The sequence below is a fragment of the Agrobacterium tumefaciens genome, from assembly GCF_005221325.1.
Classification (GTDB): Bacteria; Pseudomonadota; Alphaproteobacteria; order Rhizobiales; family Rhizobiaceae; genus Agrobacterium.
Map to the genome: position 1 here is coordinate 771,043 of NZ_CP039889.1, position 13,821 is coordinate 784,863.

Annotated in this window: 10 protein-coding genes; 7 read left to right on the forward strand and 3 right to left on the reverse strand. The window is 58.3% G+C overall.

Annotation, left to right across the window (positions count from 1 at the left end):
• The first annotated feature begins 130 nt into the window (after positions 1–130).
• The 4 genes from CFBP5499_RS18445 to CFBP5499_RS18460 all read left to right on the forward strand — a co-directional run bounded on the left by CFBP5499_RS18445 (position 131) and on the right by CFBP5499_RS18460 (position 5,873).
• A complete protein-coding gene (locus CFBP5499_RS18445; RefSeq protein ID WP_080829480.1) occupies positions 131–2,380 on the forward strand; it encodes a polysaccharide biosynthesis tyrosine autokinase in 2,250 nt (749 codons plus the stop codon).
• Positions 2,373–3,047, forward strand: a complete 675-nt coding sequence (locus CFBP5499_RS18450) for a hypothetical protein (protein ID WP_080829478.1) — start codon at positions 2,373–2,375, stop codon at positions 3,045–3,047. Before CFBP5499_RS18445 ends, CFBP5499_RS18450 begins: the two co-directional genes overlap by 8 nt.
• A gap of 77 nt (positions 3,048–3,124) precedes the next feature.
• Positions 3,125–4,651: an O-antigen ligase family protein gene (locus CFBP5499_RS18455; RefSeq protein WP_175416820.1), complete on the forward strand. Its 1,527-nt coding sequence runs from the start codon at positions 3,125–3,127 to the stop codon at positions 4,649–4,651.
• Positions 4,652–4,667: 16 nt separating this feature from the next.
• Positions 4,668–5,873 (forward strand): glycosyltransferase family 4 protein, encoded by a 1,206-nt coding sequence (locus CFBP5499_RS18460; protein ID WP_080829476.1) that lies wholly within the window; start codon positions 4,668–4,670, stop codon positions 5,871–5,873.
• Between the two features lie 115 nt (positions 5,874–5,988).
• On the opposite strand, the gene CFBP5499_RS18465 is transcribed toward CFBP5499_RS18460, so the two are convergent.
• Both CFBP5499_RS18465 and CFBP5499_RS18470 read right to left on the reverse strand, forming a co-directional pair.
• A complete protein-coding gene (locus CFBP5499_RS18465) occupies positions 5,989–7,083 on the reverse strand; it encodes a glycosyltransferase family 4 protein (RefSeq protein ID WP_080829474.1) in 1,095 nt (364 codons plus the stop codon).
• 54 nt (positions 7,084–7,137) lie between these two features.
• Positions 7,138–8,286, reverse strand: a complete 1,149-nt coding sequence (locus CFBP5499_RS18470; RefSeq protein ID WP_080829472.1) for a glycosyltransferase family 4 protein — start codon at positions 8,284–8,286, stop codon at positions 7,138–7,140.
• Between the two features lie 414 nt (positions 8,287–8,700).
• Between CFBP5499_RS18470 and CFBP5499_RS30090 the strand changes: the two genes are divergently transcribed.
• Both CFBP5499_RS30090 and CFBP5499_RS30095 read left to right on the forward strand, forming a co-directional pair.
• Positions 8,701–10,038 carry an SGNH/GDSL hydrolase family protein gene (locus tag CFBP5499_RS30090; RefSeq protein ID WP_175416821.1) on the forward strand — a complete coding sequence of 446 codons (1,338 nt, stop codon included), beginning with the start codon at positions 8,701–8,703 and terminating at the stop codon, positions 10,036–10,038.
• Positions 10,039–10,170: 132 nt separating this feature from the next.
• On the forward strand, positions 10,171–11,595 hold the full coding sequence (locus CFBP5499_RS30095) for an O-antigen ligase family protein (protein ID WP_175416822.1): 1,425 nt from the start codon (positions 10,171–10,173) through the stop codon (positions 11,593–11,595).
• 53 nt (positions 11,596–11,648) lie between these two features.
• Here CFBP5499_RS30095 and greA read toward each other — a convergent pair whose 3' ends face one another.
• Positions 11,649–12,131: a transcription elongation factor GreA gene (greA, locus tag CFBP5499_RS18485; RefSeq protein WP_080830202.1), complete on the reverse strand. Its 483-nt coding sequence runs from the start codon at positions 12,129–12,131 to the stop codon at positions 11,649–11,651.
• Positions 12,132–12,408: 277 nt separating this feature from the next.
• Between greA and CFBP5499_RS18490 the strand changes: the two genes are divergently transcribed.
• Complete coding sequence (locus tag CFBP5499_RS18490) at positions 12,409–13,806, forward strand: family 16 glycosylhydrolase (protein WP_080829470.1); 1,398 nt, start codon at positions 12,409–12,411, stop codon at positions 13,804–13,806.
• The last annotated feature ends 15 nt before the right edge of the window (positions 13,807–13,821 follow it).

Sequence of the window (13,821 nt, forward strand, 5' to 3'; positions counted from 1 at the left end):
TTTGGCTTGGTCGCCTTTCCAAAGTGGGAAGGCTGCCACCCGTTCTGTGATGCAACCGTGACTTGGTGGGCCCTGCGCCCGCCGAAATGAGCGAGGCTGACAGTTGTTGCAAAGGCACGATCCCCTCACAATGTCCGATTACGATAAAAGCGGACTGACGGCCGAGTTTATCGACATCGACGCCGCGCTTGCGATTATCCGCCGGCAGTGGCGCGTCGTGCTTGCCGCAATCGCGGTGGCCGGGGCAATCGGCCTCGCCTTTGCCGCGACGGCCGTTCCGATCTATTCGGCCACGGCCACCCTGTTGATCGACCGCAACAACAGCCAGATTGTCGAACAGCTTTCGACGATCGGTGGCGTTGTGGAAGACGAGGCCTCCATTCTCAGCCAGGTCGAGGTCTTGCAATCGGAAACCATCGGGCTCGCCGTTGTCGACAATCTCAAACTCACAGAAAACCAGGAGTTCAGGGCAACACGCGCATCGCTTCTGAGCTCGATTTTCGGCACGATCCGCTCGCTCGTCAACGTTTCGCAATGGTTCTCGCCGACGAAAAAAGAAGCTGTTATCGACGATGGAACCCTGAAGCGGTCCCTGTCCGATCGCCTGCTCAACGACCTCAGCGTCAAGCGCATCGGCCGCACCTACGCACTGGAACTTACCTACAACTCGACATCGCCGGTTCTCGCCGCGCAGATCGTCAATGCCGTGGCCTCGGCCTATCTGCTGGATAAGCTGAATTCCAAATATGAAGCGACGCGCCGGGCCAGCGACTGGCTGTCCGACCGTATTGCGGAATTGCGCCAGCGTGCACTCGATACCGATCTTGCCGTGCAGAAATTCCGGGCCGAACATAACCTGATCACGACCGGTAATAACGGCCTGCTGTCAGACCAGCAGCTGGCCGAATCCAATAGCGCCCTTATTCTGGCCCAGTCGGAAACGGCAAAGGCGCGGGCGCGGGTGCAGCGTATCGAGCACATTCTCGCCACCGACGATGTCGACGGGGTAGTCACCGATATTCTCGACAGTTCCGTCGCAAACGACCTGCGCAAAAAATACCTGGAATCCTCGAAAATCGAGGCGGAAATCACCAGACGCCTCGGCAGCAACCATATTCAGGCCGTGCGTCTGCGCAATGAGATGCAGGAATACCGGCGGTTGATGTTCCAGGAAATCAGCCGCATCGCGCAGAGTTACAAAAGCGATCTCGAGGTTTCGGAGGCGAAGGAAAAATCGCTTGCCGAGAGCGTCGCCAAAGCAACCGATATCAGCAATTCCGCCAGCGAAACACAGGTTCAGATGCGCGAATTGCAGCGCGAAGCCGAAACCTACAAGAACATGTATCAGACCTTCCTGCAGCGTTATCAGGAGGCGATGCAGCAGCAATCCTTCCCCGTGACGGAAGCGCGCGTGATTTCAAAGGCGATGCCGCCCTACGTGCCGAGCAAACCGAACAAGCCGATGATTCTGGTGCTGTTCATGATCATGGGCGCGGCAGCCGGGTGCGGCATCGCGATCTTCCGCGAATTCCGTGACCGGTTTTTCCGCACCGGCGATCAGGTTCGCGATGTCCTCGGGCTGGAGTTCCTCGGCAACACCCCGCTCATCCCGAACCAGCCGACGACAGAGGCACAGGAAAACGGCCATCCCGGCCTGACGCGTCCCACCATTGTCGCGCGATATGCGGTCGATCATCCGCTCTCCTCCTTTGCCGAAACGCTGCGCAGCACCAGACTGGCCATTGATCTCGGCATTCCCGCCAAGAGCGGTGCGCGGATTGTCGGCGTTGTTTCGTCCTTGCCGAGCGAAGGAAAATCGACGATCTCCATCAATCTCGCCCAGCTGCTGGCCGCGCAGGGCGCACGCGTCCTGTTGCTGGATGCGGATATCCGCAATCCCGGCGCCACACGCGCCATGGCGCGTCACGCCGGCGAAGGGCTGCTCGAAGTCCTGCTGGAAGGCCGTAGCCTGCAGGATGTGCTGCTTCGCGACGAAAAGACCCGCCTTGCTTTCCTGCCCACGGTGGTCAAGCAGCGCGTTCCCCACTCCTCCGAACTCCTGACCTCGGCGCAGATGCACAAGCTGCTGGCGGAGGCGAGTGGCGCTTTCGACTACATCATCGTCGACCTTCCGCCGCTCGGGCCGGTGGTCGATGCCCGCGCGATGGCGGGGCGGATAGACGGTTTCATCTTCGTCACGGAATGGGGCAAAACCGCACGCAGGGCGGTGCGCAACACGGTGGAGAACGAGGTCCACATCCGCAAGAAGTGCCTCGGCGTCATCCTCAACAAGGTGGATACCGAAAAGCTGAAGCTCTATCGTGCCTATGGTTCCAGCGAATATTATCATTCGCGCTACACGCGATATTACCATGACTAGGCGTGACGGCGTGACGCGCCTGCGGAACGTCCTCGCGGTCGTGCCTGTCCTCGTCATATCCGTTTTTGTGCTGTCCGTCGCGGCTCAGGCATTTTCGCAAAGCCGGCGCTTCTCCGATATAGTCGCAATGGCGAAGATCGCCGATGACAATAATGGCCTGGCGCCGGCTCTTCTTGCCGTAACGGTCCCTGAACTCAGCCCCGTCGTCACTGAAAAAATCTGCCGGTCGGATATCGTCAAGGCCGGGCTGCGGCTCGTCCTCGCCGATCTCGATGCAAATGGTGCCGATCCAGCATCCGCTTCCGATATGGTGCGGCTCGATTTTGCCGAGACCTTTATTCGCCATTCGCTCTTTTGCCTGCCCGCAAATGGCGACGTCTGGTTGCGCCTCGCCATGGTTCGCTCCCTTCGCAACGCCTCGCCAATAGAGATCGCCGTGCTGATGAATTTTTCACAGCTCTATGGACCCGCCGATGCCAATCTCATCCGCGGACGTTTTGTGATGTGGCAGAAATTTCAAAGGGATGCATTGCCTCAGGCCATAGCGGCGCGCGACGCGGACACGGCCGTCGTCTGCGGCAAGGAAGGAGAAATCCTGCGCTGGACACTGGCCGCAGCCTGCCCGAAGCCGCCGCCGGGCGGCACGAAACGCCCGACGCTGCCATGATTCAAAACGACAAAAGGGCAAAACCCCGCCCCTCACCGGGGTTCAGCCACCACCAAACGCACCGATAAAGCCGCCAGATGTCGCTTAACGAAGCCAGATCAGAACCAATCTTTTCCTCGCAGCCGCAACCGATAGCATTTCAAAATTATGCCCGACCGGTCGCGATCGTCGCATTCTGGGCCATTTTTCTGCTTGCGCTGCTCAATCAAGGTGCCACGGACATCGAAAGCCGCATCGTTGTCACGGCTGCCATCTATCTGCTGCTGGTGCCGGCGATCCTTCTGTTCGGACCGCCCAGGGCCGGTGCAGGCAAGGTGCTTTTTGCCGCCTGCTTTTCGTTGGGCGCGCTCATCGTGCAGATGCTGCTGCAAACATCGTCCATGCCGGCAATGGCGCGTCCCAACCCGGCCTGGTCGACCGCTGCCATGTTCACGCAGATTGCGCCGGCCGCAACGATCTCACTCACACCCTCGGATGACTGGCTCGGCCTCATGAGTGCCGCGCTGCCCTTTGGCGCCTTCATGACCGGCCTCGTGATTTTCGACACCGATGACCGCGCCGCCAAAACCTTGCGATGGTTCGCGATCGCCGGTGGCTGGCTGGCGCTATTTTCCATCGTGCAATTCGCGCTTTTTCCCGAAGCACTCGGCTTCATCCAGAAACGCTTCTATCTCGGCAGCCTGACCGGCCTCTTCGTCAACCGCAATACCGCCGCGACCTTCTTCGGCCTCATCCTTCTCACACTCGCCATGCTGCTGCACAAAAGTCTTCTGGCGCCTGACTGGGGAATGGTGAAAGCACTCGTCGCCAATCGCCTGACCGTGCCGGCCGATCAGAAAAAACTGATACGCAAGTCTGTCTTCATCGGCGTACTAGCCGGTTTTTCTTTCATCGCTTTGATGCTGACGGGATCGCGTGCGGGAATAGCCTCCAGCCTCGCCGCGCTGATTTTCCTGATCCTTCTGACGGTCTTCAATTCCGCGCCAAAAACCGGTCGAAACGGCGCCTCCAGCCGGCGTAAGCAGCGCGGATCGAGACGTCGCGCCGCACTCGTGATCGCCGTCGCCATTGCCCTGTTTGCGCTTTTCGCCAATCGGGTGGCAATACGCATGGAAACGCGTCTGGAGGATGACATGCGCTTCTGCTATATGCCCGGCATCGCGCGCGCCATCACCGACAACTGGCCGCTGGGATCAGGTCTTTCAAGCTTCGCCGAAATCTATGCCCCCTATCATGCAGCGCGATGTGGCGTGGACGCCGTCGTCACCCATGCCCACAATGTCTATGCCGAGGGACTTTTGACACTTGGCGTTGCCTTCCCGTTCTACGTGGCTTTTTTCGTGCTCGCCCAACTGGCAATTTTCATTCGCGGGGCCCGCAAGCGCAGGAATTATCGTTATGCATCTCATCTCGGCCTTGCGGCGCTGCTGCTTGTCCTGCTGCATTCGATCCTTGATTTTTCGCTGCAAATCCCCGGCTTCGCTATGGCTTACGCGGTTTTTCTCGCCCCCATCGTCACACTTTGCCTGAACCCGCCCGGGGTGGAGCGCGATGCGCGCAAAAGGCAGAGACAATTGTCAACCGCCGTGATTTCCGAACCATAAGCGCAGGAATTTGAGCATGCGGATATTGCAGATAACCTCGCTGTTTTCTCCCGACCGAGTGGGCGGTGCGGAAATATTCGTGGAAGACCTTGCGCGTGGGCTCGCCGATAAAGGTCATACCGTCGCGGTGGCCGCCATCTCCCGTGAACGACAGCTGCCGGAACAGCGCGACGGTTTTACCATTCACCGCCTCGGGCATACCACGCCGTTCTTTATCGGCGACTGGGGGCAACAACGGGAATGGAAGCGGAAATATTACAAAATCGCCGTGCAACTGGACCCACGTCTCGTTCGTCGGCTTGCGCGCGTCATCGATGAGTTCCGGCCGGATGTGGTCAATACCCACTCGCTATCGGAATTGACACCATTGATCTGGCCGATGGTTCGCAAGCGCGGCATTCCCCTCGTCCATTCGCTGCATGATTTTACCAGCATGTGCACCAATGGCTCCCTGTTTCATGACGGGCATATCTGTGATGGCAGCAGCAAAAAATGCCGTGTCTTTTCCTATCTCCACCGACGTTGCCAATGTGCGGTCGATGCCGTCGCCGGTGTTGGTCGCGATATCGTCGAGCGCCATGTGCGGGCCGGTTTTTTCACCCATGTGCCTGAAAACCGTCGTACCGTAATCTGGAACGCGATTTCACCGCCGGATTCGCTAAAACCGCGCATTCCCCACGCGTCCGGGGAGCCGCTGGTCTTCGGTTATCTGGGACGTATCGAAGCGGCCAAGGGAGCGGACCTGCTGATCGAGGCTTTGCGGTTCCTGCCTTCTCAAGGCTGGCGGCTGGTCATGGCGGGCCGTGCGCCCGATGGTATCGAAGCCTATCAGCAAAAGGCCGCCGGCCTCCCGGTCGAGTTTCCGGGCTATGTCGAGGCCGATCAATTCTTCGCAGGCATAGATTGCCTCATTGTTCCGCCTTTGTGGCCGGAAGCCTTCGGCCGTACCGTTGCCGAAGCCATTCTGCGCGGTGTACCCGTCATCGGCGCCAATCTTGCAGGTGTCGCCGAACAGATCGGCCCGGAAAGGCAGGAGCGACTGTTTCCACCGGGCAATGCCGCCGAACTCGCCGCACGCATGGCGGAAGCGATGCGCGACCCCGCCATGCTCACCAAAACGCCTGAAACGTCGGAACGAATTCGTCAGGGCGTCGCGCCCGAAGTGGTCGTCGCGGCTTATGAAAAGCTCTATTCGGACGTGCGCGGTAGCACTCAAGCATAGGCCGGGTGCTGGGCCAGGAAGCCGCCCCTTCCATCTCAACCGGAACCGGTTTTTCCGCAAGTGGAATCAAAGAAGCGAATGGGGAGACCGTGCTCAGAGTGTCTCACCCCAATCGTCAGGCCTCAGCCTTAAAAAGCCGCGCATAGCTTTCCGCCGCTTTCTGCCACGAATATAATTTGCGGTTTTCATAACCCGCCTGGCGAAGCTTCCCCGCCAGTTCGGGGTTTTCCAAAAGTCGCTCAAGGGCCGCAACAAGGCTCTGTGCGTCGGCTGGATCAAACGTCAGCGCCCCCTTGCCGGCAATCTCCGGCGTGGCGGAGCGATTGGAGCATACTACCGGGCATCCAAGCTGCTGCGCCTCCAGCACTGGCAGGCAGAACCCTTCATAGGTGGAAGGAACGCAAAGACAGGCGGCATGGCGGTAAAGTTCGGCCAGTTGACGGTCGTCTATGCCCGAAAGCCGGATCAGCCGGGACTTCAGGTTCGGATCATCAAGCATGCCGGCGATTTCTTCCGCCTCGTCACGGCCCACATGCACGATATGCAGGTCGGGCCATTTTTTGCCGAGCATGGCAAAGGCTTTGCCGAGGAGCGCGAAATTCTTGTTCGACGTCGCGTTTCCGACCGCCAATATGTAGCGGCCGGCAATGGGCGACACCGCGTCAACAAGATTGGGATCGGTCGCCAGAGTGCTGTCGGAATGAATGGTGAGGCTCTTGCCGGCAGCAGCAGGATAAAAACGCGCCAAATCCTTCCGGGTCGCCTCGGATACGCAAATGACCCGGTTCGAGCCGGCCATCATCAGCCTGAAGATGAAATCCGTCGTGAGGGTGGCCCGCCGGCCGATCTGCTCCGGAATGGTCTTGAAATAGAGATCGTGAACGAGGGTGATGCGCCGTTTGCCGCCCAGGGGGCTTCCAAATGGATCGACATTAAACAGCACATCGATGCCATGCCGGCGGCACAGCACAGGCAGCATGGCGGCCTGACGCACCACGTCAAAAACCATGATGCGCGGCCGCGGCGTCTCCATAAGCTCCAGCCGGCTGCCGCGCAGGCTTTCCGGCAGTTGCTGCCTCGTCCATGGCGAGCGCAGAATATAGTCGTCGCCCGTCTTCTCCAGCAATCGCTCCAGCAGGCTGAAGGTCACGCGGGCCACACCGGAGGCCTTGCCGCCATATTGGCTCGGCATGTTTACGAGAATGCGCATTCTTGCCCTTCCGCCTGCCGGCATTGGCTATTTCTGTCAATCACGGGGGCGAGACTACGCCGCCTCTGTCAGCAATGCGGAGACGGATCGGCAGGTCTCTTCCAGCGAAAAACGGTCGCTCACATCCTCCCGCCCGCTTTCTCCCAGCCTTTGCGCCAGAGCAGGATCATACAGGATCGCACCGAGCGCCGCCGCCAGCGCCGATGCATCCCCCGGCGGCACGAGAAGGCCCGTTTCTCCATCACGGATGATTTCAGTAACCCCGCCACCGCGCGTGGCGACGACCGGCCGTCCGCACATCATAGCCTCGACCACCACCCGGCCGAAGGGTTCGGCAACGATCGAGGTATGGGCAACCGCATCCATCGACGCCATCAGTTCCGGCACATCCGAACGGAAACCAAGGAAGCGGACGCGGCCATCCAGCCCGAGACGGGACGCCTGTTCGCGGATGCGCGCCTCATAGGCTTCCTGTCCGAAAAGCGCGCCACCGACGATGACGGCCTGTACCCCCTCCATGGCGGCAATAGCGTCCAGAAACACGTGCTGACCCTTCCATTCGCTCAAACGGCCAAACAGACCGACAAGCGGTTGCGGGCCAAAGCCAAGCTCCGCCCGCAGCCGTGCAGCCATGCCAGCGTCATGAAGTTTTGCTTTTGCGGGATCGAAGCCGTTGTAAACGATGCGAACCTTATCCGCCTCGCCGCCGGCCTCGATGAACGCTCGGCCCGTTTCCTCGGAATTGACCGCCACCAACCTGGCGAAAAGGCGTGCAAATGCCAGCGAAGCCCGGCGGTTTGTCGAGCTGAAAGCCGGATCGGTGACGATGTCATGCAATATCCAGACGAGCGGCCGGCGGCTGAGCTTTGCGGCCAGCGCACAGACAAAAAGCGCCTTTTGCGAATTGGCGCATATCACATCAAAATGTCTCGCCTCCCGGCTCAATTGCCAGGCAACCGCCATCACGTCGGCCGCTCCGCGCGCCAGCGTGCCGAATGACGAATTACGGCGGATCGACAGCATTTTCTCTCCGGCCGACAACATGACCGGCGGCCGTCCGGCCTTGGCCAGATCTTCTGCTGTAGCACCGCCGCTGAGAAAACACGCACGCCAGGAATGCGGCCCAGCCTTGACGAGGTCCGCCAGGAAAAGTTCGGCGCCACCCTTCTCTCCGGTATGGCTGACAAAAAGAGCTGAGGTCATCGCATCCCCCCCGCCGGATGGAGCCGCGTGCAATGCCTCTGCCCATGACTGCGGGAATGAACAGCCGACCCGCAACAAGAAGCCATCTGTCGAGAAACGACGAAAATATTTTCAACGGAAGTCGCACAAAATTGTGCGTCGCTAGATAAAAATACCAGCATTCAGGCCTTTACTCATAATAAAATTCAATAATAGCAAATATAAAAGGTAAATATTCTATTCTTATAGTTCGGCAGAAACCTAAGAAAACTTGGTTACGTTCAGTTTTTCTGTACTTTTCGTCGTTTCGCCGCCCGTGTCTTTTCCCCGCCCTTCGAGCCCGGATTATCCTGACGTCAGACCAGGAGAGCAAACGATGACACCACGCAAAGACAACTTATGCATATATATGGCGAGAACGGAAGAGGTGGCGGTATGATCGGTGTAACGCTCGGTATCCGCCCTCAGAACATCGGCGTCACCGGCCTCTCGGCGTCCGCACTTTCTCCTTTGCGCGCCCTGCTGACGGCCGGTCGGAACGCCACAATCTTCGTGAACGGCGACAGCACCGCCCATGCCGAAGCAGGGCCGTTTCAGCAATTTGCCGTGATGCTCGGTGATCTGCACGATGCGAAGGTGATTTTATACCGTTGGGCCGAATGGGAGACGAATGCCGCCACCGGGCCGAAGGCCTATGCGGACCCCATAACGCTGCGCACCGGCAAGGGAGCAACGCTCACGCTTTACCTCGCAACGCTGCCCGGCGGCATGGCGGGGTATATGCTTGCGGAGCAGCGCGTAGCGGCGGTGAGAATTCCCCGCCCCGATCTGTGTATCATGCATCATGGCCATAATATGCAGACCTTCGAAGTGCCAGGTGGCATTCCCAGTTCCGGGCGGGCCAGCCTGCTCGGTCCTCTGGGCATGACCGAATGGCAATGGCCAGGCACACCACAGCTCATCACCACGCAGAACCCCTGGCGTGACGGGACGGGCTACGACAAGGTCTATCAGGCGATCCTCGAACTGGCCCGAGCACACCCGAACCTCACGCTGGTGGATACGCACGCCGCATTTCTGGCGAAAGGAAAGGACACCGCCCTTTACAGGGATAATATCCACCCAAACGAAACAGGATCCCGGCTTGTTGCCCGAACCCTGTTCGATGCCTATCTGGCTTCCGCATCCAATAGCGGCTTTGAGACGCCTTGCTGGCCAAAACTTCCTGCCGCCAATCTCATCGGCAATGGCGATTTCATCGATTGGTCCGGCTCCATTCCCACCGGTTGGGGCCTGACTTCACCGGGCTCCGCCATCAAAACCACGGAGGTCATCTTTTCTTCGTCCTTCACCAGCAGCCTTGCCCTCTACGCAAATGGCAGCCAGACAGCCGGTCTCACACGGTATTTCCGCAATTTGGAAGCGGCAGCGATGATCGGCAGGACGATTTCTTTCGGCGCGCTTTACAAAAACAACGAAAAGCAACGCCTCCCCTATGTCACGCTGGTCGTCAAAAGCGGCGGTGCAATCAGGACAATCTCTTGCTCCGCCCTGCAATTCGGGGGTGCCAACATCTCCGGCAACAGCGGCTGGATGTGGGCCATTGCAAATGGAATCGCCATCGACGCTGATACCAGCCCGTCCGGATATAATTTCTACATGAGGATCCTTCCGGCATTCGGCACAAGCGTCCCAGCCTCGAATGAACCCATTCACATTCAGCGGGTCATTGCCGTCGAAGGAGACTTGCCGAGAGGCAATCTGCTCTCATGAAGAAACCGATAAAATATCTTGCGTGGTGACGTCATCAAGCCCACTAATGGTCACCATATTATATTTATTGCCGCGCGGTTGCGCTGTCCCTAAGGGGACCGTCGCAATCTGCCGAAAAAACAAAGGCCGCCAATGCAAAGACGAGCAAATCATGCGGTATCGCGCCAACCTGCTTTACCAGGTTTTGTTTTGGCAATGCCGCTTTACCCTTCAAAAACAATCAATATTCCCTGCGTCTTTCTCGCGACATTCGTTTTTGCCATTGGCTTCTTCATTCAATGCAATGTGCTGACCAGCAATATCGGTCTGCGGTTCCTCAACATCACCGACATGTTGGTGCTGATGACGCTGCCCATCATTGCGCTGCTTTACATTCGCTGCCTGACGCCTTCCATCATCCTGCTTTACCTCCTGCCGCTGACGGTCCTCTTTGTCCTCACCGCCCTCTTCGCCGACGCGCGTGGTGATGGCGAATTTTACACGACGGCGATGACCTATTTTTATGCGGTCTATTTTCTATTCTTCGCCTATATGCTGTTCAAAGAAAACCTTCTGGAATTGTTCTGCTGGGGCATATTTGCCGGCTTCATAGCGGTGACGATCCTGCTTTTCCTGGACATCGTCATCCATGACCAGTTGGCCTCCCTCGGACTATCCTTCATGTTCGATGAGGCAGGCGTCCTGGAACTCGCAGCAAAAGGTGAAATAACCCCGCTGCTTTTACGCGTCGAAAAGGCAGGCGGCATCTGGCCCGTGGGAAACACGGCTGGACCGGCCTTTGCGCTGGCAGGAGCGGCGGCCGCCTATCTCGCCGAGCGGCAGAGACGGCCCGCTCTGTTTGCCGTGTTTCTGCTCATATATCTGGCGAGCTTCACGCTCACGCTCAACCGCTCTGGCCTGTTTGCCGTTCTCGCCATCGGACTTTATTTCTACGTCCGGAATTTCTCGATCAAGATGCTGCTCAGCACCTATTTCGGCTTTGCTTTATGTGCCCTCGTCATCGCCGCTATTCTCCCGCTCGGCGCTTTCGATTTTGCGGAAGAGGTTTTTTCGAAAAGGTTTCTTGAGGACAGCAATAGCAGCAACAACCTGCATGAGCGGTGGGAGACAATCACCGGCGGTTTTCAGGTCATGTTCCAACATCCTTTGGGCATAGGATTTACCGCTCGATATGAAGAGCTTGCACGTATCGCAAAGATCGGCACGCCCCATAACGGCTTCATGGCCACCGCCTACGCTTGCGGTCTGGGATTTTGCATGATGAGCGCCTTCGCGCTGTTTTATGCAATCTTCCGGAAACGCAAGATCGGCTTTTTTGTCTATTCAGCAATTGGGGTCATTATCGGATATCAGTTCGAAGAGCTGAATTTCAATCCCGTCTTCATGGCCCATGTGGGGCTTGCCCTCGCCTATGCCGCCATAGATCTGGACTTCAGGCTTTTTCTGAAAAACACGATGATGCGGATGCTGGGAACGGCAGAGGACGCTCGCAACGAAGAAGAAGCAAGCGCCGTCGGCAATCCGGGTCTGGGGCCCTTATTGTCTGACGGCAGATAGCGATAAAGAGGCCCCACGTCTGAGGGCCTCTTATGCCTATTCCGGCTCAGGCGTCAGGCGACTTCGATGATTTCAATCTCCCTGCCGGCGAGGTTGACCAAATCACCGGCCGTTTTTCCCATCATCACTCTCGCAACCGGGGAGACATAGGACATCGTCCCTGAGGCAGGGTCGGCCTCATCCTCACCGACGATCCGGAACCGTTGCGTTCGCCCGTCATCGCGACTGAAGGTCACCATGCTGCCGAAGGCAACGATGCCATCCGCCGGCGGGTCAGGCATCAGTTGTGCCGTGCGCACCCGCTCCGCAAAATATCGCATGTCCCGCAGGGGACTGGCCGATAGGCGCCGTCGTTCATTGATGTCTTCAATGGCATTGGCCGCCTCGCAGGCTTGCCGCGCCAGCTGCAACTGCTGTTCCAGTGCCTTCAGCCCGGCCTGCGTCACCAGATTAAGATGAGGCGAGATCAACCGATCCGGTAGAACGGTTTCGGCTGCGGTTTCCGCACTGTCTTCCTTGGTAAAGGCTACGCTCAATTCTGACACTCCACTGCCGAGATGCCGCGCGGGCATCTTCAATCCGATCCAATCTTGCCATCGCCCACGGGAGCACGGCAAGACCACGCCGCGCTGCTTCAAAAACGGACATGTAGCAGGCGGAGCCAGCCGATGACAACGCGCCCGCTCAACAGTGCGATGCAACCAAAAGGAAACATACCCCTCATAATTCGGCCTAACGAGAGGCTTTTTGCCCTGTTAGGGTGTGCAGCAGGGAGGAGTGAGGACACCAACGCGAACGGACAGGAGACGGTTCATGGCCCGTACAGTAGTGAATGCGCTTGGAGACACACTCTATTACAGCGGCAATTCCACCGGATTTTTCTCCGCCACGGGTTCCGGCCCCCTGCTCGGCGGCACCGCCGGCAATGATTCCATGTGGGGCGACAGTTCCGTGAACGTGACGATGGCGGGCGGCACGGGCGACGATATTTATTATCTCTATTCCAGCATCAATCGTGCTGTCGAAAATGCCGGGGAAGGCATCGACACTATCGATACCTGGATGAGCTATACCCTGCCCGAGAATTTCGAAAACCTGCGAGTAACGGGCGACGGGCGTTATGCCTTCGGCAATTCGCTCGACAATATCATCACCGGCGGATCGGGCAGCCAGACGATAGACGGCGGGGCCGGCAACGACGTGCTGATCGGCGGCGGCGGTGCAGACACCTTCGTTTTCACCAGCGGCAACGGCACGGATCTCATCATGGATTTCAGCGCCAATGATACGATCCGTCTCAATGGCTACGGCATCACTTCCTTTGATCAGCTTGTCGGCAGTGCCACACAGCAGGGCAACGATCTCTGGCTCAATTTTTCGAATGGCGAAGCCGTCGTTCTTGCAGGAACGACCGTGGACGATCTTCGGGCCGACCAGTTCGAACTCAGCCTCGACCGATCGTCCTTTACCCAGACCTTTGCCGATGAATTCGAAGCGCTGTCGCTGCGCAATGGCGGTCAAGGTATCTGGGATGCCAAATATTGGTGGGCGCCGGAAAAGGGAAGCTCGTTGACGACCAATGGCGAGGCGCAATGGTACATCAATCCCGCTTATGCCGGTACGACGGAGGTTAATCCCTTCAGCGTTCAAAATGGCGTCCTGACCATCACCGCCGCGGAAACCGCGCAGTCGATCGCCGATGAAGTCGAGGGTTACGACTATACCTCCGGCATGCTGAACACCTATTCCTCCTTCAGCCAGACCTATGGCTATTTTGAAATCCGCGCGGATATGCCGACCGACCGGGGCGCTTGGCCGGCCTTCTGGCTCCTGCCGGAAAACGGATCCTGGCCGCCGGAGCTCGATGTCATTGAAATGCGCGGCCAGAATCCCAACACGCTCATCATGTCCACCCATTCCAGCGCCACCGGCGAGCAGACATCGGTCATCAACAATGTCAGCGTGCCGAGCACGGAGGGGTTTCACACTTACGGCGTCTTATGGGATGCCGAACATATCACCTGGTATTTCGACGATGTCGCCGTTGCCCAGACGGACACGCCAGACGATATGCATGACCCCATGTATATGGTCGTCAATCTGGCCGTCGGCGGAATGGCGGGAACACCATCGGCCAACGACTTCAGCGACGGCTCGCAGATGATGATCGATTACATCAGGGCCTATTCGCTCTCCGACTGGGCAGCATGAATTAAGACACCGGCA